This is a genomic window from Colwellia sp. MB3u-41, from assembly GCF_014076845.1.
GTDB lineage: Bacteria > Pseudomonadota > Gammaproteobacteria > Enterobacterales > Alteromonadaceae > Colwellia_A.
The window spans coordinates 34,987-53,357 of the sequence record NZ_JACGUT010000072.1; the positions used below are offsets into that span (position 1 = coordinate 34,987).

Sequence of the window (18,371 nt, forward strand, 5' to 3'; positions counted from 1 at the left end):
TTCGATTATTTATTACTCAACTTATTCGTCTGTTGGCTAAATTGCTTAATAAAATTCACCCCATCAATCATTAATGGGAAGTCTGAGTTAACCATTATCGGTGCAGCTAGTTGACGTGAATAGCTTTGAAAGTTACCGTTTTGATCAATAAACACGGATTTGTCTTTACTAAAGACCATCATGCCATCGTCCATCGTGTTAGCAATAATGCGGTCTTTCGCTAATTTCAATAAGTCTTTGCCATTACTGTAAGCTTGTTCATTAAGATCGCAATTTAACCAGCGATTCATCAATGTTGGTTGAATGTCCATATGGCTGGTTAAATGGCTAACTGTTTTACTCTTACTGTCAGGTAAAATAAGGAGTGAAGGTTTAATCGATAAACTTGTCGCTTTTGATGCATTACCCACCGACGTTATCCAGATAATATCTTTAGTTTGTTTTGCTTTTTGCGCTAAGAGCAAAGCATCCATAAATAATTCAAACTGATAACTATTACTGTCTGCAAAATAGAACAAGTGTAAACCGTCAGAGATGTTATTTAGCTTTTCAGCAAAGACTAACGTTGAAATATTATTAAGTGAGCTTTTCTCGTTAAACAAGTGTTCAAAACCGTATGATTGTTGCGATCCTTCATCATTTTTACTGTCTTTACCATGGATCAATGTGTAGGTGGTTGCAAGTTTATTGCTTGCTAATAATTGAAACAATAATGGAATCGCATTCTGCTTGACGAGTCCGTCTTGGTAAATACTGGGTAAGCTATAAAACAGATTGAACCAAGCGCTGTTAGGTAACGCGTTATCAATATGATGTTCTAATGTTAATTCGTTTTGGGTGTTTCTTTGCTTAAACTGCTTAATCTGTTTATCGGTCAACATTTCATCGTTAACCACCATAAAGACTGATTGTTGTATGGGTAATTCAGCTGAACATTCGTCACTTAATAACGGATATTGTGGAATTTCATTGGTAAATGCCAGTGGGCTAGTGGTGCGCTCGATATAGGCTTCTCTGTCAAACAGGCCATATTTTGTTAGCAATGTTTTGGCCGTTGCAGGATAAGATAAAGGTAAAACCGTATCTTGTCTTAAAATATCATATTCTAAATTAGCATCGGCCCAAATATGTATAAGGTGGCTAAAGAAAAAAGAACTGACTAAACCAATAACAACAAATTTGGCAAAGACAACTTTTTGTAAATCTCGTAGATGTTTCCAAGCGTAATTACTCATTGTTAATTCAAAGGCAAAGATAACCAGTGTTAACAAGATACTGGCAAACCAAAACATACGACTGTTGTGATGTATTTGCGTGGTAATCAAGTCAAAAATTTGTGCACTTGAAGAGGCATTTAAATGATAGCCTAAACTATTATAGATATAAGCATCAAGTAACAAGACCAATAATTGTATGGTGAACACGACAGAAGCTGTTGCTCTGATAAACCGAGTATGTGGAAATATTAAGGTGATCGGGAACAGTATTAAAACGAAGGTCATAAAGGTTAAGAAACCCATATGACTAAACCAGGTAGTGACCAAATAAAACTGGCCCAGTAATGTTTCTGGGCCGCCTTCACTAAAAATATAAAAGGACGATAGTCCAATAGCAGCAATTATATTAAAAAAAGTGAACCAATGGCTCCAACTAATTAGGTGTAACAGACGCTTGCTATACGTTTTTGAGTCAAATGCAACCATAGGTAATTATCATTCTCTTATTATTTTAGTTTATCAGGTTTATATTTTTAAAATTAATAGGTAATTATTGGACTGATTTTCGTAAAGCGTTAGTGAAATTGGTTACAATTTCAGCTCTTTTAGCTTCAGGAATATTTTTATTAATAATTTCTGTTAAGGTATTTCCTAAGCACATCAGCGCTAGATCAGGGGTTGCAGACTCATTAACTAAAACATCATGTAAGCTTTGGATAATTTTTTCTACACGTTCGTTGGAATACTTGGATACAATAGGCATCTTAAAATACTTAATAGGTTGCTTGATAGATTTATACAAGTTTATCAAATGCCTGAACAATATAAAACTGGCCTTTAACTATGAGCTTAATTATTTCAAACATTGCCCTACATTTTTTAACTAAAAAAGAAGAAACCGGTGAAGTTGTGCTGCGTTTAGGGCCAGAATCCATCGAATTTAGCAGCAAGATTGAAAACTTTGTTGATGGCTTACATAAAATCTACAACGCTAAAGCAAGTAAGGCCTACGGGCACTTTTCGTCAATGCCGGCTGCAGGAGATACTGCTCGCTTTGTTGATATTATGGAAAGTTATTTAGCGGATGCACAAAGTTTTTATGCTTTTAGTTGCCAAGCAGCAAATTTATTAAAAAATGAATTAGAAAAATATAATTTGGCAGAAACTGGATATCTTGTTGTTTGTCACTATGAATATATGGGTGGGCGTTACTTACTCGCGACGGTTATTCCTGTTTCAGAGCATTATTCTGTCGATGGAGAATTAAATATCTCTGCTGACAAACACCTCGATACTGCGCGTATGCAATTAGCAGCTCGCATTGATTTATTCGATTATAAAGATAACGAACAAGGTAATAAGTACGTTTCGTTTATTAAAGGCCGAGCAGGTCGCGTTGTTTCTGATTTTTTCTTAGACTTTTTAGGCTGTGAAGAAGGTTTAAATTCAAAAGAACAAACACAAACATTAGTACAAGCCGTTGAAGATTATGTTTCGGTTAATCAACTTGATGCGACAGAAAAACAAAATACCCGTAAGGAATTGCTCAATTATTGTAAAGAGCAGAAAAGCGCGGCACAAGATGTTTCGATTCAAGAAATAGGACAAGTGATTAAACAAGAAGGGGCAAGTCAAGATTTTCATCAATTTTGCCAAGAGCAATCTTACCCACTTGAAGCCTCTTTTCCGCATGACCAAACCGTTGTTAATAAAGTGACTAAATATTCCGGTTATGGCAATGGTATTAGCTTAAGTTTTGAACGTAGCCATTTTGGTGAAGATGTCGTTTATAATGCAGCGAATGACAGTCTTACTATTTACAAAGTACCACCAAATTTAAAAGATCAATTATTAGCGTTATTACAAACGGCTGATAAAAATGAACAAGAATCGCAGCAATCTGAAAATACAGAATTTTAAATTAGCAAATAAATTGATAGGTATGAAAATGACAACATTAACCATTACTCGCCCAGACGATTGGCATGTACATTTACGCGATGGCGAAGCATTAACGACCACAGTGCCTGACACTAGTCGTTATTTTGGACGCGCTATTGTTATGCCAAACTTAGTGCCACCCGTAACAAATGCTGAGCTAGCGACGCAATATCATCAACGAATTTTGGCCGCTAACACCAATAACCCCAGTAAAAGCAAACAATTCCAACCTTTAATGGTGTTGTACTTAACAGATAAAACAACACCTCAAGAAATAAAAGACGCTAAAGCTACGGGTATTGTTTTTGCTGCTAAGCTATATCCTGCTGGAGCAACCACCAATTCATCTTCGGGTGTGACGAATGTTGATAATATTGCTGACGTTTTAGCCGCAATGCAAGAAGTGGGCATGCCTTTATTAGTTCATGGTGAAGTCACTGACAATCATATTGATATATTTGATCGCGAAGCGGTATTTATCGATACGATATTAAAACCTTTAGTGGCTAAATATCGTGATTTAAAAATTGTTTTAGAACACATAACCACTAAAAATGCGGTTGAATTTGTGCAACAAGCCAGTGACAACGTTGCGGCGACCATAACCGTTCATCACTTGTTATTTAACCGTAATGATATGTTAGTGGGGGGGATGCGTCCTCATTACTTCTGTTTACCTATTTTGAAACGTAATATTCATCAACACGCATTAATTGAAGCTGCAACTGGTGGCAGTGCTAAGTTTTTCTTAGGCACAGATTCTGCTCCTCATCCCCAACATGCCAAAGAATCTGATTGTGGTTGTGCTGGGTGTTATACATCACATGCTGCCATTGAACTTTACGCAGAGGTATTTGAAGAAGTAGGGGCTTTGGACAAATTAGAAGGTTTTGCAAGTTTACACGGCCCAGCCTTTTATAATTTGCCCGTGAACGATGATAAAATAACCTTAGAAAAAGTTGAATGGCATGTCCCTGCCACTTTATCATTCGGTCAAGATGTTGTTGTGCCTATTCGCGCAAATGATACCATCGCTTGGCAAGTAAAAGACGCGCTCTAAATAGGAAGTAATAATGCAATTATTTGTAAATGATTTAACGGTCATTGATTTTTCATACTGCTGTCCACAACGCGGTATTGTAGGTGAGAGTTGGATTGTCGATGTACTACTTAATGGTGCACTCAATGAAATGAGCATGGTACTTGATTTTGCTGTTGTTAAAAAACAAATTAAAGCAATTATTGATGATGCTGTTGATCATAAATTACTATTACCGATGAAAAACGCCTGTATCACTGTTACAGATTCCTCACATCATAACGAACATGAATACGTTGACTTAACCACTGAACGTGCCAATTATTATTTACAGTCTCCACATTGTGCTTTTGCAAAAATAGCCACTGATACTATTGATATAGCTTCAGTGACTAAGCATTTAACCGCGATTATTTTAGAGCAATTACCACAAAATGTTCAAGGGCTGAAATTAACACTGCGACCAGAGAATATCAGTGGTGATTATTATCATTACACGCATGGGTTAAAATTACATGACGGCAATTGTCAGCGTATTGCTCATGGTCACCGCTCTACAATTAATATCTTACAAAACGGTGAGCGTGTTGCGCAATTAGAAAAGGCGTGGTGTTTGCGTTGGGAAGATATTTATATTGCTTCAGAAGTCGACCGAGTTGAAAGACAACATATCGAACTGTCGGCATTTGCTTATAGCAATTTGACTCCCGATCACCATTATTTTTCTTATACCGCGCCACAGGGGCGTTTTGATATTGCGGTTGAAAGCAAAGTATTAGATGTTGTAGATTGTGATTCTACGGTTGAGCTATTAGCTGATTTTATTGCTAGACAATTAGTTGCTGATAATAATAAAGACATAACCGTAGTCGCCTATGAGGGTGTAGGCAAAGGCGCTATTGCCAATGCTTAGTATTATCGATATAAAAAAAATTCAGCTTGTGGCTTTTTGTTTAGTCAGTATATTATTTAGCCAAAACCTGATGGCTGAAATTAAGCTTTCAGGGGAAATAAAGCAGGGCGCTTTAGTTATAGGTAAAACAGCGATTAATAATATCGTTACGTTCGATGGCAAAGTGCTGCCTTTATCAACGCAAGGCGATTATGTTTTTGGTTTCGGGCGAGATGATGTTAAGCCTCATCAATTAGTGATCACTCAGCCAGATGGTAAAAGAGAGCAAAAAACCTTAACGCCAACAAAGCGTGAATATAATATTCAACGTATTGAAGGCATTGCTAAAAAAATAATGAATCCAAACCCCAAGTCTGTAGCCCGATCTAAAAAAGATGGTATTGACGTCAGAGCAGCGAGACAAACCTTAAGCGATAAAAATTATTTTTCAGCAGGTTTTATTGCTCCTATAAAAGGTGTTATCACGGGTGTATATGGAAGCCAACGTGTTTTTAATAGTATACCTAAACGCCCACACTTTGGCTTAGATTACGCCGGCAATACTGGCGATCCAGTCAAAGCACCTGCATCTGGCACTGTGGTGATGTTCGTGCCAGATATGTTTTATTCTGGTGGTACAATGATCATTGACCACGGCCATGGCATTACTTCTAGCTTCTTACATTTAAGTAAATCTTACGTTAAGAAAGGGGATGATGTTGAAAAAGGACAAGTCGTCGCGGCCGTAGGCTCTAGTGGCAGAACTACAGGTCCTCATTTAGATTGGCGTATTAATTGGTTTAATATGCGTTTAGATCCCGCATTAGCGTTAAAAGCTTTTCCGATTAAATAGAAATTTTAACGCTATATATTAAGGTCTACATTCATTTATTAAGTCGGTAGTAAGTCATACAAATAAATGAATGTTGGGTTAATTAACCTGTCTTTTTTTACCACTTTCCGCACGTTTCTTATTTTCACTTTGAACATATACCGTATCGGTTGTTGCCATGCTTGCATGACCAAGATCTTCTGAAATATCCTTAAGAGGGCGCCCGCGTTCAATTTCCATACTTGCACCGGTATGCCTTAACCAATGGGCAGAAGCTTCTTTCAATTTTAATGCCTTATTTTCACCTTCAGATCTGCGCATGTTTTCATGTGCTTGATCGAAAACACTTTGAACTAAACGGCGTAAATGTCGAGATGTCATACCACCTTGACCACGAACTTTCTCAACAAGAATTGAATTTTCATTACTTGATGGCAAACCTAATAAACCACGGGAAGAACGGTAACGCTCTAAAAAAGGTAAGAAATCAAGAGGAACCGTGATATCCCGTAATTTACGGCTTTTCCCAAAGACTTTAAGCCACCAATTTTCATCATCGTCTTGCCAAAAGTGTCCCATTGTAGGTGACCAATTTTCACGTTCCGATAGTTCGGAAATCCTTAAAAAAAGGGTTTTTAATGCAGAGATAACAAATAAATTTCGTTCAAATAGTGGGTTTTCATCAGCCATTTCAACGGCTGTATCTAAAACATATTGCCATTGACTAGCGGTTAACCGTTTAACTTCTTTAACTTGAGAGTCTATTATAAAATGTCGGCAATCTTTTTTAGCTATTTGTGCGGGATTACCAATGCAAAAATCCTCAGCCATTAAATAGTTGTAGAAAACGATAATTGCGGTAAACATTGATGAAAGTGTTTGTTGTGATGGACGATATTTTTTCTTATCGATGATATATTCAGATTTTAGACTTTTAGGTGCTTGGATTTTATATGGGAACCAAAGTTCATTAGCTAAGGAATAACCATTGGATATTTTGAAACGTTCTTGATTTGATGTACCAATCCAAGTCACTGGTGGCTGCCAACAAAAGTCAGCATATTCAAGTAAGTCTGATTTACGTAATTGATCTATTGGTTTTTTCTTTTCAATAAATGACCACAAAAGAAAACGTTCAACGTCATTTCTAAATCGGTCATAAGTATGTGTAGATTTATTTCTACCTATATAAGTAAGGAAAACTTTCCCCCAATCAAATTGTTCAAGCCACCAAGGTTCATTTGATGAGAATATTTTATCTAACTCTGGGTAGTCATCAAAATCAAAATCACACAAATCAATGTATGGTGGATATAAAGGAACAGGTTTATTTAACAACATTATTTTGAAAACCAAGTAGATAGTACGTATAAAGGCAGTCTAAACCATTATACTCGCTATGTCCAATACTGAAGAGTATCGGACATAGTGAGCTATGTGGAATATAGGGAGGTGCTCCCTGTAACTGTGTTAATCAAAGCTTACCACTAGATCGACCCAATCAATGCTTGTAAACGTGATCTCATCTATTTAGCGGCCTGCATTAATGTTTCATGTAAAACTAGTTTGCAAATATAACGCTGGATCAAATTTATGTTCGCTTCTTTGTATTCTTAATAATAATTATCACTCTTTCTTACTGTGCGCTACGTGCATGAAATGTTTAATTGTGAGGCTTACCTTGTTAATTTTGACGTAGTGTCACGTTCAATGATGTAATTTTATTCAATTTAAAGTCTGTTTTTAATCTCTCAATGGTATGGCTCCATTTCGGTGTTGTCGGTTTACAAACAGAGTTTTAATTACCACATAAACAAAACAGTTTTAATTGATTTAGTATTATGACATTTAACTGGAACTAAGTATTCTGCATTATAATCAACTAACTCTCAAAAGCTGGATAATTTCTTGAGTGGTTAACTCGTTAAGTGTTTTATTGTTAAAGTCCCTTAATTGATATTTATCAGCTCTACGTATATCACTGATAACTTCTGCAACACCAACGTAACCAGTACCCGGATATTGATCCAAACACAACCACCAGCTTCTACAATGTTTAAGGTGTTAGAATATCAGAGTTGATGACCGGCATTATTTAATCAGACTTCATTGCATCAGCCCCAAATTGATACTTAAACGCCCTATCCAAACGTTGTTATTTTAATAGGCGCTTTTGGCTGTATTCACCATATATCAACCAGTTTACTGAGATCTATATCTACGAACCCAGAAGCATAATCGATTACTTGAGCTACAACATCTCGTGACGTTTTATTTCTTTTTAGTTTAATGATTATGACGCTATCGCTTGTATCGATTGCCAATAAGTCTATATATTTATCAAAAGCCGGTTTACTGACTAAGTATCATCTATCAATTCTGTCAATATTTAGAAAACTTGTTACAATGCTATTTTTGATTTTAGGCAGACTATGAATGAAAGTAATGATCCGCTACATGGGGTGAAACTTGAACAGATCCTAACCGAACTGGAGAAGAAAATTGGTTGGGATAAAATGGGTGAGCTACTTAACATTCGTTGTTTCACCAATAAGCCGCGTCTTAAATCAAGTTTAAAATTTTTGCGCACAACTCCTTGGGCACGTAGTAGAGTTGATATTTTATACCTAAAAACATTTTGTAGTAAGCATAAAGAAACAGGGAAATTAATCAGGGGGATACTCGCCCAGAAAACAGCATCAGAAACGACCTCCAACAAGCCCACTCCCTTTCTTTGGCCAACATTGAAAAATAAATAGACTTATGTCACAGGCGGGTCTCATTCGAGTATGCCTATTAGAAATAGGAAAAACGGTCTTGAATCGATTTATGATTTGATTCAAGACCATTTAAAGGACTTTATTTAAAACAGGCAGTTACAAAAATCTATGACAGGGTCAATATCGCTTAAACTGGTTTAACAATTTTTTTCAATTTAGTTCTAAGTATTTAAAGCCCGTTATTTTCTCGCTTGTAATATGTTCTTTCGCTTCTTTTCTATCAATAAAAACACGAATACCAGCAGAATCTAATGCTTGTAGCACAACGTTATGATCCTCTAGTTCCTTGTCAACATAGCCAAACTTATCAAGTTTGTACTTAAGCGTAGCCACACTCATGAACTCTTTATTTTCAAAGCAGTAAAATTTAAGATTGTTTGATGTGTTGGTAATAGCCCACATGGTATTTTAGTTCCTTTTAGAACATTTTGAATAAGTCGATACCCGAATAACAAATTATTCCATATTCCCGCTAGCTAAAATAGATTTATATTTTATTCGCATCCTCATTGTTCAGGCTTTGTGGTCGTTATAGACTATTTTCATTGGCCCATGGTAAGAACCTACCATTGAAAAGATTTAAAAGCGTGAATCATTTTCACAAGGAATACCGTCTCCATCACCATCCATTTTCGTGTTTGGACAATGCTGTGTAAAATACTTGGCTTCTGAGCGCGAGGTCATTTGGCTACAGTGTTGCCTACCATCACATGCAAACTGTGAATTTTCACTTGAAAAAGAACTGATCGGTAATGAATGGCTCGGTGGTGATATTGAATGTTGTGGCGCTGAACTTGAAGGCGCTAACCCTAATCGTTGAAATACAAAAGCGCCAATACCGATGAACACAAGTATTAAGATAAGTTTATTTTTAGGCGCTGAAGTACTTCTATGAATACGCGGTTTATGTCTTTGAATGACTTTAGCTGCAACACCTTCAATACGACAATTAATGGCTTTGGTTTTACCCGTGGCTTGCTTTTCTATATCAAAGTAGATGAAGTCGCCTACTTTAGGCTTTCTACTCATGCTTTTTAGTGAGGATATATGAATAAACGTATCTTGATTAAGTTCACTCGATTCAATGAATCCAAAGCCTTTATCGTCTTTCCAGCTTTTGAGCTGTCCTTTGTACATTACGATCCTATACCTATGATAGATGATATTTCTAAACGATTAATTCGTGAGTCAGTATGAAGGTCTGCTACATACAGTAAAATAAGCATTAGCATCTATCACTTAACGTCGAATAACATCTCTGTAGATTGAAAGCTTTTAACAAGCTTTAAATTCTAAAATTCCATTTAAAGCTTGTTCTGTCGTCAATATCTCAATGACCTTCATTAAAAGATGCTCAGTCGCGCACTACCCGACTGAGCATCTTAGCGGGTTACATATGGTCGATAATGCAATCGCCAAATTCTGAACAGGTGACTAAGGTCGCTCCGTCCATCAAGCGTTCGAAATCATAAGTAACTGTTTTTGCATTAATAGCTCCCGACATTCCTTTAAGTAGTAAGTCAGCCGCTTCAACCCAGCCCATATGTCTTAACATCATTTCAGCTGACAAAATAACAGAGCCTGGGTTTACCTTATTCAAGCCGGCATATTTTGGTGCTGTGCCATGCGTTGCTTCAAAGATGGCAATGTCGTCATTCATATTCGCGCCTGGTGCAATACCAATACCACCAACTTGTGCAGCTAAGGCATCAGATATATAGTCCCCGTTCAAATTTAAGGTCGCTATTACACTGTATTCAGCAGGTCTTAATAATATTTGTTGTAACATTGCATCAGCAATAACATCCTTGATGATAATCTCTTTGCCAGTTTTTGGGTTTACAAATGAACACCACGGCCCCCCTGCAATAAAGTCAGCACCAAATTCATCACGTGCTAATTGGTAACCCCACTCTTTAAAGGCGCCTTCGGTGTATTTCATGATATTGCCCTTGTGTACTAAGGTCACCGACTCTCTGTCGTGATCAATGGCATACTGAATGGCTTTTCTCACTAAACGCTCAGTACCTTCTTTAGACACTGGTTTAATACCAATGCCACAGTTTTCGGTAAAACGAATTTTTGTCGCACCCATTTCTTCAATTAAAAAATTAATCATTTTTTTAGCTTGTTCAGTACCGGCTTTATATTCGATACCTGCATAAATATCTTCGGAGTTTTCTCGAAAGATAACCATGTCAACTTCACTTGGCTTTTTAACAGGGCTTGGTACACCAGTGAACCATTGCACTGGGCGCTGGCAAACATAAAGATCTAATATTTGTCTTAGGGCTACGTTTAATGAACGCATACCGCCACCAACGGGTGTCGTTAAGGGCCCTTTTATTCCTACTTTATATTGTTTGAACATGTCTAAGGTTTCATCAGGCAACCATGTTTCTGAATCGTACACTTGTGTTGCTTTTTCCCCAGCGTAAACCTCCATCCAATGAATTTTACGTTCACTGTTATAGGCTTTTTCAACAGCAGCATTAACAACTTTTATCATCGGTGGTGTCACATCGATACCGATACCGTCACCTTCAATAAAAGGGATAATTGGATTGTTAGGGACACGTAATTTTCCGTTCTCGCTAGTAATGGCTTGACCGTCTGTGGGGATTATTACATTTGTAGACATATACGATTCCTCTTCTTTTGCAAAATAACATTAAGGGCTTTTGAACTTAACACCTATATTATTTAAATTATGGATAAAACTGCTTGTTTTAGTATAGGTTATCTTCCCTTTAACGTTAAAAATAAATGAAAAAGAGCTTCAGCACTAATACAGAATAGGTGATATCGACTATAACGACGGTGAATAATTAAAACATTCGTTTAAATTACATGTTTGAAAGGCATTAATAACCGTTAATGAAATAAAATAGCTTGGTGAATGTAAACTATCTTGAGATAATTACTTTCAATATTATTTTTATAGGATTGTTGATGAAACTATTAGTACGTAATTTATCTCGCTCTACAACCGAACAAGAAATTCGGATTTTATTTTCAGCTCATGGTGGTGTCACCGAATGTACTTTAGTTTTAGATCAAGAAACGGGAAAATCTAAGGGTTTTGCTTTTGTTGAAATGCCGACTGAAGCTGAAGCTAAAAAAGCGATCAAAGCGCTTCATGAAACTAGAATTGGCAGTAACAGAATTAGAGTTAAAATATCTAAATAATGTCTAGCGTTCAATAAAAAGGCTGAGCATCTATAACGATGCTCAGCCTTTTTTATATCACGTACTCCGTTAGAGTAAGCTAGATAATATCGTATTAAAGGTTTCGCTTGGTCGCATTGCTTTACTCGCAAGTTCAACGTCAGCATAGTAGTAACCATTGATGTTCATTGCTGGTCCTTGAGCGGCATTTAATTCAGCAATAATTTTATCTTCTTGCTTAGTTAATGCTTGAGCTATCGCTGTAAAACCTGCTTTCAACTCTTCATCATTTGTTTGCTCGGCAAGTGCTTGTGCCCAATACATAGCAAGATAAAAGTGGCTGCCACGGTTGTCTAATTGACCAACTCTGCGAGAAGGTGATTTATTTTCATCAAGGAACTTGCCCGTTGCTGAATCCAATGTATCTGCAAGGACTTGTGCTTTGTTATTCTTTGTATGAACACTTACATGTTCTAAAGAGGCAGCAAGTGCTAAAAACTCACCTAAAGAATCCCAACGTAAATGGTTTTCTTTTTCAAATTGTTGTACGTGCTTAGGTGCTGAACCGCCTGCGCCTGTTTCAAATAACCCACCACCGTTCATAAGTGGCACAATTGAAAGCATTTTAGCACTCGTTCCTAATTCCAAAATTGGGAATAAATCAGTGAGGTAATCACGTAAAACATTACCCGTTACTGAAATAGTATCTTCACTATTCGCTGTTCGAGCTAAAGTAAATTCACACGCTTTAACCGGCTCTAAAATTTTAATATCTAAATCTGTCGTGTCATGATGAGCTAAATAGGTATTAACCTTTTTAATCATCTCGGCGTCATGACCACGATTTTCGTCTAACCAAAAGATAGTAGGAACGTTGGTTGCTCTAGCACGTGTTACGGCTAGTTTTACCCAATCTTGAATAGGTGCGTCTTTAACTTGACACATTCTCCAAATATCACCTTGAGCAACGCTATGTTCTAATAGCGTTTCGCCGTTGTCATTTACAACACGAACAGAGCCTTTACCTGTCATTGTAAATGTTTTGTCGTGCGAGCCATACTCTTCAGCTTTTTGAGCCATTAAGCCAACGTTTGGAACGGTACCCATAGTTGTTGGATTAAAGGCACCATTTTCACGACAAAAATCAACAACCGCTGAGAATACACCCGCGTAGTTACGATCAGGGATCATAAATTTAGTATCTTTTTGCTTACCCTCTTTATCCCACATCATTCCTGATGCTCTTAAAGCGGCTGGCATTGAAGCATCGATAATAACATCGCTAGGCACATGGAAGTTAGTAATACCTTTATCTGAATCAACCATCGCAACTTCTGGACGTGTCGCATAAACAGCCGCTAAGTCAGCTTCAATTTCAGCTTGCTTTTCACTTGGTAAGCGAGAAATTTTTGCATAAACATCGCCAATACCATTATCAGCATTAACACCCAGTTGTTCAAAAATAGCGGCATGCTTATCAAAAACGTCTTTATAGAAAACTTTAACCGCATAACCAAACATGATCGGATCTGACACCTTCATCATGGTTGCTTTTAAATGAAGAGAAAGTAAAACGCCCTCTTCTTTGGCTTTAGCTGTTTCGGCTTCATAAAACTCAACTAATGCAGACTTGCTCATTACCGCAGCATCAATAATCTCTTTGTCTAACAAAGGTAGGTGTTCTTTTAATAAAGTAACATCACCATTGTCGCTAACAAATTCTATTTTTACATTCGTTGCAGCATTTAGTGTTGTTGATTTTTCACTGCCGTAAAAGTCACCTGCAGGCATATGAGCAACGTGTGATTTTGATTCTTTTGACCAAGCACCCATAGAATGTGGATTTTTACGCGCATATTGTTTAACTGAACTCGGTGCACGACGGTCTGAGTTACCTTCACGCAAAACAGGGTTAACGGCAGAGCCTAAAACTTTTGCATAAGTAAGCTTGATTGATTGTTCTGCTTCATTTTGAGGCTCAGCTGGGTAATTAGGTAAATTATAACCCTTCGCTTGCAGCTCTTTAATTACCGCTTCTAATTGTGGAATAGAAGCTGAAACATTAGGTAATTTAATAATATTAGCTTCAGGTGTTTTTGCTAACAAGCCTAATTCTGCTAAAGCATCACTTACACGCTGTTCAGCTGTTAAATATTTAGGAAAGTTAGCCAATACACGAGCGGCAAGTGATATATCACGAGTCTCTACGTTAATGCCTGAAGAAGCCGTGAATGCTTGAATAATTGGTAATAAAGAATGAGTCGCCAACGCGGGCGCTTCATCGGTAATCGTATAAATTATTTTTGTTGAATCTGAGCTCATCTACTTTCCTATTTCTAATCTGCTGATTGCCTAATAAAGTGAACGTTATGGCGTTTAGCTATACTTCCACTCTATCAATATTAATTTTTCCGCGATAACGCTAGCGCGTTTTAAAAATGTGATTATTATTCGCGAGTCACCTGCCTGAGTTAGCTCAGACATAAAAAACCAGTGGGATCACCACTGGTTAACCTGCGCATTATAAACCTTCACGTAAGCTTCGTAAACAATATGGCTATAATTACAAATAACTAATATTGATTTTTAAGCGTTTACTCTGCACAAAGCTATTGTCGGACAACTTATTTATTCAAACCAATGCTTATCAATGGGTAATGAAAATAACAGCGGCGCTAAACGTTTATAGTTATCGCGGTTTGATGCACATTTTACATTTTCCATATAATGGGCTTTCCAAGGGTCATTGATCAGCCAAATCTTATTATTAGCAACCGCTACACCTTCTAAAGAGGTATTACCAATAAGCTCCCAGTCTTTGCACTTCTCATCATGACTAACAACAGGCGCTAAAAACGTCATTGAAATAACTTTTGTTGGTTTTTTATTTGCTAAATCAATAATCCATAATTGATTGTCATTTCTTGCCGCCGCCGCTAGATAACCAGGGTGATTATCTACAGGTAAATAATCCATACCATTTATCGGATGTTGTCCTTTACTAAAATTCGGTAATACAACGTGAGTATCTACAACAGTCGCAAATTCTTCTGACACCCAAAATTTTTCAGTTAACGCCAATGAAAAAATACGAGCCGCACCTTTATTATCTTTTTCTAAACCTAGATATAACGTATTGTTTTTACCAAAAGCCAAGCCCTCAATACCATCATTAGCGAAGTCTCCTACGTTATAACGCGCATTAAATTGGAGCGGCCTTACATGTGTCATTGACAAAACATTGTTTTCGTCAATTTTTAAACGTACTAATAGTGATGGGTATTTTGTCGAGCCCGTCTCTTTAAAGCGTTGCTGACATGCTGGTGAAAGCTGAACACCGTCGCGAGCATCTTCGGTAACAACAACAAAAACGTTATCATTGTTAGGGTCAACAGCTAATGCTTCAAAGTCAGGCTTGTCGGCTAAGTATGGGTAAAAGCAACTTTCTTTTACTTGGTTCGATAAGGTCATTACGAGCGATTTTTCTGCCACGAGTGCTGAAGCAGGGTCAATAATGTGTAATTGTTTTTGCTGAGAGTGATGAGCAGAACGGTCAGATAATGAAAGTAACTTTCCTCGCCACAACTTTAATGCTGAAGTTTGGGGGTCTAACATCACCGCTTTATTGGTCTCTACCAGCCACTTTCCTTGTAAAGTAACTTGCTGATGAAAGTCATCATCAACAAGTACAAAAGAAGTAGAGAGATAAAAGGCTAAAAAGGATAAAAGCTTCATTAACGTCTCAACCTTTAATTATTTTAAAAGATGTAATATATTTGCTAAGTCTGATTTGCCTTCGGCAATTTCTTCTTGCGTTAAACCTGATAATTCATGCGGAAAAACCAACCACTCATCTGACTCGTGAACATAATAATCAGGTTTTATGTCAACTACGTTATTGGTTGGTTTATACCAAGGGCAAGCAATACGAACATCGGTAGGCATGTTGTTGCGTGCTAACTTCTTAAGCTGTTTTATCAACGCGTCAATACTTCTGCCTGAATCAAACACGTCGTCAACAATCAGTAAACCATCAGTGGCATTGGCATTTTCGATAATGTAATGCAAACCATGCACTTTAATTTCTTTACTTTGTTGATTAATACCGTAGTAAGAAGACGTACGAACAGCAATATGGTCAGTTTCAACATTTTTGAAATCAAAATATTCTTGAACTGCAATACCAACAGGTGCTCCGCCACGCCATATACCAATGATAAACTGGGGTCTAAAACCATCTTCAAATACTTGTGCTGCGAGTCTAAAAGAATCTTCGAGTAGTTCTTGTGCGGTAATAAATTTTTTATTCATAGTGGTTGTTTCTTACTGTAAAAGTAGTGTAATGTGACAAATTATATCAATTGTTGACCGAATGGTTAAGTAAATTATTCAACGAATTAACTTTTATTATCTACCTGTGCTCAAAATAATACATTGAGTTTAACTAAGAGAAGTATTAATGCAAAAAAAAATATTAACAACTGCTAGTTTACTCTTTAGCCTCATGTATGTTTCACCCAGTTACTCACAAGAACTAAAAGTAGCTTCATGGAATATCGCTTGGTTAGGTTCTCATGAATATAATAAACGAAAATCTAACGATTATCAGCAATTAGCTGTATATGCCAAACAACTTGATGCAGACGTTATTGCTTTGCAGGAGGTTGAAGATGAAAATTGGGCTCGTAAGGTATTTGGTAATGAATATGACTTTTATTTTTCAACCAAAGATTGGGTACAACGTGTTGGTGTTGCCGTTAAAAAATCAGCAGGCTTAAGGGTTGTTGCTAAAGAATATAAAGCGTTAAATGTTACCCGAGTGAGACACGGTATGGATGTCACCTTATCGAGAAACGGTAAAGAAATAAGACTCCTTGCGGTACATTTGAAATCGGGTTGCTTTGCCTTGCCACTCGATGCTAAAAACCTCGCTTTATTGCCAAGTAATACCGATAAAGAATTAAGATTAAAAGAAGCATGTACAACCTTGAGTATGCAAATTGAACCACTTGAACGTTGGGTAGATGAGCGCGCTAAAGATGACGAAGCCTTTATTGTACTTGGCGATTTTAACCGCCGATTCTCACAAGACATAAGTCATAAATACGCTGAAGATCAAGGTTTATGGCAAGCACTAGACGATGAAGGAAACGAGTCACTTTGGACACCTACAGCCACTAAAAACTCTGATTGTTGGGGCGGTTACTACAAAGACTATATAGACCATATTGTGTTTAACCCTAGCGCTAAAAGTCTGTATGTAGACAACTCTTTTGAACAATTAGTCTTTAAAGAGAAATACACACGAGAGCTCGCTAACACCTTAACCGATCATTGCCCTATCTCCGTTAAATTAAAGCTTTAATTAATGAACCCCTAGCAGCATATTAAGGATTTTAAGCTAAAATAGAAAATAAGCGTTAACCGTTGCTCGTATTAACGAGCAACACTTTATATTATTAGGACAACATTTCCCCATGTATAACAAGCAACTGCCACTTATAGACCTTCACCGACATTTAGACGGTAACATTCGCCCTAAAACTGTTTGGCAATTAGCCCAAAAGAACAATATTCAACTACCTGAAGCTAATTTCGAAGACTTCCTCCCGCACATTAAAATTACTAATAATGAGGCCGACCTACTCGCTTTTTTAAAGAAATTAGATTGGGGCGTTAAAGTCATAACGTCATTAGATGATGTCATTCGTATTGGTTATGAAAATGTTGAAGACGCTTACTTGGCCAACATTGACTATGCCGAGTTACGTTTTTCGCCATTTTATATGGCGATGACCCATCAACTGCCTATTGAAGGTGTTGTTGAGGCTATTATTGAAGGGGTCAATCAAGGGTGTAAAAAATATCCTACCAAAATAAACTTAATTGGCATTCTTAGCCGTACCTTTGGTGTTGAAAACTGCCAAACCGAACTCAATGCAATATTAGCCCATAAAGATAATATTGTTGCACTTGATTTAGCCGGAGATGAATATAATTTTCCTGGTAATCTTTTTGAAAGCCATTTCAAAAAAGCCCTCGATGCAGGTTTACAGATAACAGCACATGCGGGTGAAGCTGCTGGCCCAGAAAGTGTTTGGCATGCCATAGAAAAACTTGGCGCAACAAGAATTGGTCACGGCGTAGCTTGTGTAAAAGATCACAAACTTATGGATTACATGCGTAAACATGAAATTGGTCTTGAGTCATGCCTCACCTCGAACTACCAAACAGGTACGATAAAAGACTTAACCAAGCACCCCATTAAAACCTTTTTAGCGAATGGTCTTAATGTTTGCCTCAATACCGATGATCCAGCCGTTGAAAACATTGAGCTTGAAGATGAATTCAATCTTGCGAGCAAATTACTTAAGCTCAATGAAGAGCAAATAACTCAATTACAAACCAACGCGATTGAAATGAGCTTTTTAAGCAACGAAGAAAAACAAAGCCTACGTGAATTAAAAATATAGGTGAAGATAAGTACAGTTTCGGCGTTAAT

At 37.1% G+C, this 18,371-nt stretch carries 18 protein-coding genes; 8 read left to right on the forward strand and 10 right to left on the reverse strand.

What is annotated here, in order from left to right:
* Window positions 1-5: 5 nt before the first annotated feature.
* Complete coding sequence (locus tag H4J73_RS06925; protein ID WP_182179366.1) at window positions 6-1,703, reverse strand: DUF3413 domain-containing protein; 1,698 nt, start codon at window positions 1,701-1,703, stop codon at window positions 6-8.
* A 64-nt stretch (window positions 1,704-1,767) separates the two neighbouring features.
* Window positions 1,768-1,980 carry a DUF1414 domain-containing protein gene (locus tag H4J73_RS06930; RefSeq protein WP_182179368.1) on the reverse strand — a complete coding sequence of 71 codons (213 nt, stop codon included), beginning with the start codon at window positions 1,978-1,980 and terminating at the stop codon, window positions 1,768-1,770.
* 80 nt (window positions 1,981-2,060) lie between these two features.
* Here H4J73_RS06930 and yejK point away from each other — a divergent pair, with 80 nt between their 5' ends.
* From yejK to H4J73_RS06950, 4 genes are read left to right on the forward strand one after another with little or no spacing between them, the layout of a single operon-like run.
* Entirely contained in the window at window positions 2,061-3,137 is a 1,077-nt protein-coding gene (gene yejK, locus H4J73_RS06935; protein ID WP_182223872.1) for a nucleoid-associated protein YejK, read from the forward strand.
* 28 nt (window positions 3,138-3,165) lie between these two features.
* Window positions 3,166-4,218 (forward strand): dihydroorotase, encoded by a 1,053-nt coding sequence (gene pyrC, locus H4J73_RS06940; protein WP_182179372.1) that lies wholly within the window; start codon window positions 3,166-3,168, stop codon window positions 4,216-4,218.
* Between the two features lie 13 nt (window positions 4,219-4,231).
* Window positions 4,232-5,110, forward strand: a complete 879-nt coding sequence (locus tag H4J73_RS06945; protein ID WP_182179374.1) for a 6-carboxytetrahydropterin synthase — start codon at window positions 4,232-4,234, stop codon at window positions 5,108-5,110.
* Window positions 5,103-5,942 (forward strand): M23 family metallopeptidase, encoded by an 840-nt coding sequence (locus H4J73_RS06950; RefSeq protein WP_182223873.1) that lies wholly within the window; start codon window positions 5,103-5,105, stop codon window positions 5,940-5,942. Before H4J73_RS06945 ends, H4J73_RS06950 begins: the two co-directional genes overlap by 8 nt.
* A gap of 78 nt (window positions 5,943-6,020) precedes the next feature.
* Here H4J73_RS06950 and H4J73_RS06955 read toward each other — a convergent pair whose 3' ends face one another.
* Window positions 6,021-7,262: a tyrosine-type recombinase/integrase gene (locus H4J73_RS06955; protein ID WP_182179378.1), complete on the reverse strand. Its 1,242-nt coding sequence runs from the start codon at window positions 7,260-7,262 to the stop codon at window positions 6,021-6,023.
* 537 nt (window positions 7,263-7,799) lie between these two features.
* A complete protein-coding gene (locus tag H4J73_RS06960; protein ID WP_182223874.1) occupies window positions 7,800-7,952 on the reverse strand; it encodes a hypothetical protein in 153 nt (50 codons plus the stop codon).
* Between the two features lie 401 nt (window positions 7,953-8,353).
* On the opposite strand from H4J73_RS06960, the gene H4J73_RS06965 reads away from it, so the two are divergent.
* Complete coding sequence (locus tag H4J73_RS06965; RefSeq protein WP_182223875.1) at window positions 8,354-8,680, forward strand: VF530 family DNA-binding protein; 327 nt, start codon at window positions 8,354-8,356, stop codon at window positions 8,678-8,680.
* Between the two features lie 171 nt (window positions 8,681-8,851).
* Here H4J73_RS06965 and H4J73_RS06970 read toward each other — a convergent pair whose 3' ends face one another.
* The 3 genes from H4J73_RS06970 to icd form a co-directional block, all read right to left on the reverse strand.
* Window positions 8,852-9,034 carry a hypothetical protein gene (locus tag H4J73_RS06970; RefSeq protein ID WP_182179384.1) on the reverse strand — a complete coding sequence of 61 codons (183 nt, stop codon included), beginning with the start codon at window positions 9,032-9,034 and terminating at the stop codon, window positions 8,852-8,854.
* 246 nt (window positions 9,035-9,280) lie between these two features.
* The gene (locus H4J73_RS06975; protein WP_182223876.1) at window positions 9,281-9,838 is read right to left on the reverse strand and encodes a cold shock domain-containing protein; all 558 of its coding nucleotides are present in this window, start codon (window positions 9,836-9,838) and stop codon (window positions 9,281-9,283) included.
* Between the two features lie 253 nt (window positions 9,839-10,091).
* The gene (icd, locus tag H4J73_RS06980; protein ID WP_182179388.1) at window positions 10,092-11,342 is read right to left on the reverse strand and encodes an NADP-dependent isocitrate dehydrogenase; all 1,251 of its coding nucleotides are present in this window, start codon (window positions 11,340-11,342) and stop codon (window positions 10,092-10,094) included.
* Window positions 11,343-11,653: 311 nt separating this feature from the next.
* Between icd and H4J73_RS06985 the strand changes: the two genes are divergently transcribed.
* The gene (locus H4J73_RS06985) at window positions 11,654-11,890 is read left to right on the forward strand and encodes an RNA-binding protein (RefSeq protein ID WP_182179390.1); all 237 of its coding nucleotides are present in this window, start codon (window positions 11,654-11,656) and stop codon (window positions 11,888-11,890) included.
* A gap of 69 nt (window positions 11,891-11,959) precedes the next feature.
* Here H4J73_RS06985 and H4J73_RS06990 read toward each other — a convergent pair whose 3' ends face one another.
* The 3 genes from H4J73_RS06990 to H4J73_RS07000 all read right to left on the reverse strand — a co-directional run bounded on the left by H4J73_RS06990 (window position 11,960) and on the right by H4J73_RS07000 (window position 16,180).
* A complete protein-coding gene (locus H4J73_RS06990) occupies window positions 11,960-14,191 on the reverse strand; it encodes an NADP-dependent isocitrate dehydrogenase (RefSeq protein WP_182223877.1) in 2,232 nt (743 codons plus the stop codon).
* Between the two features lie 306 nt (window positions 14,192-14,497).
* On the reverse strand, window positions 14,498-15,604 hold the full coding sequence (locus tag H4J73_RS06995; protein WP_182179394.1) for a hypothetical protein: 1,107 nt from the start codon (window positions 15,602-15,604) through the stop codon (window positions 14,498-14,500).
* A gap of 18 nt (window positions 15,605-15,622) precedes the next feature.
* The gene (locus tag H4J73_RS07000) at window positions 15,623-16,180 is read right to left on the reverse strand and encodes a phosphoribosyltransferase (RefSeq protein ID WP_182223878.1); all 558 of its coding nucleotides are present in this window, start codon (window positions 16,178-16,180) and stop codon (window positions 15,623-15,625) included.
* 148 nt (window positions 16,181-16,328) lie between these two features.
* Here H4J73_RS07000 and H4J73_RS07005 point away from each other — a divergent pair, with 148 nt between their 5' ends.
* Both H4J73_RS07005 and add read left to right on the forward strand, forming a co-directional pair.
* Complete coding sequence (locus tag H4J73_RS07005; protein WP_182179398.1) at window positions 16,329-17,234, forward strand: endonuclease/exonuclease/phosphatase family protein; 906 nt, start codon at window positions 16,329-16,331, stop codon at window positions 17,232-17,234.
* 112 nt (window positions 17,235-17,346) lie between these two features.
* On the forward strand, window positions 17,347-18,342 hold the full coding sequence (add, locus tag H4J73_RS07010; protein ID WP_182223879.1) for an adenosine deaminase: 996 nt from the start codon (window positions 17,347-17,349) through the stop codon (window positions 18,340-18,342).
* The last annotated feature ends 29 nt before the right edge of the window (window positions 18,343-18,371 follow it).

Bases quoted from the DNA above. Each gene is read 5' to 3' on its own strand.
- H4J73_RS06975 (WP_182223876.1), bottom strand. From the start codon at position 9,838: ATGTACAAAGGACAGCTCAAAAGCTGGAAAGACGATAAAGGCTTTGGA.
- H4J73_RS06930 (WP_182179368.1), bottom strand. From the start codon at position 1,980: ATGCCTATTGTATCCAAGTATTCCAACGAACGTGTAGAAAAAATTATC.
- H4J73_RS06925 (WP_182179366.1), bottom strand. From the start codon at position 1,703: ATGGTTGCATTTGACTCAAAAACGTATAGCAAGCGTCTGTTACACCTA.
- H4J73_RS06965 (WP_182223875.1), top strand. From the start codon at position 8,354: ATGAATGAAAGTAATGATCCGCTACATGGGGTGAAACTTGAACAGATC.
- add (WP_182223879.1), top strand. From the start codon at position 17,347: ATGTATAACAAGCAACTGCCACTTATAGACCTTCACCGACATTTAGAC.
- H4J73_RS06945 (WP_182179374.1), top strand. From the start codon at position 4,232: ATGCAATTATTTGTAAATGATTTAACGGTCATTGATTTTTCATACTGC.
- H4J73_RS07000 (WP_182223878.1), bottom strand. From the start codon at position 16,180: ATGAATAAAAAATTTATTACCGCACAAGAACTACTCGAAGATTCTTTT.
- pyrC (WP_182179372.1), top strand. From the start codon at position 3,166: ATGACAACATTAACCATTACTCGCCCAGACGATTGGCATGTACATTTA.
- H4J73_RS06995 (WP_182179394.1), bottom strand. From the start codon at position 15,604: ATGAAGCTTTTATCCTTTTTAGCCTTTTATCTCTCTACTTCTTTTGTA.
- yejK (WP_182223872.1), top strand. From the start codon at position 2,061: ATGAGCTTAATTATTTCAAACATTGCCCTACATTTTTTAACTAAAAAA.
- H4J73_RS06950 (WP_182223873.1), top strand. From the start codon at position 5,103: ATGCTTAGTATTATCGATATAAAAAAAATTCAGCTTGTGGCTTTTTGT.
- H4J73_RS06955 (WP_182179378.1), bottom strand. From the start codon at position 7,262: ATGTTGTTAAATAAACCTGTTCCTTTATATCCACCATACATTGATTTG.
- H4J73_RS06990 (WP_182223877.1), bottom strand. From the start codon at position 14,191: ATGAGCTCAGATTCAACAAAAATAATTTATACGATTACCGATGAAGCG.
- H4J73_RS06985 (WP_182179390.1), top strand. From the start codon at position 11,654: ATGAAACTATTAGTACGTAATTTATCTCGCTCTACAACCGAACAAGAA.
- icd (WP_182179388.1), bottom strand. From the start codon at position 11,342: ATGTCTACAAATGTAATAATCCCCACAGACGGTCAAGCCATTACTAGC.
- H4J73_RS07005 (WP_182179398.1), top strand. From the start codon at position 16,329: ATGCAAAAAAAAATATTAACAACTGCTAGTTTACTCTTTAGCCTCATG.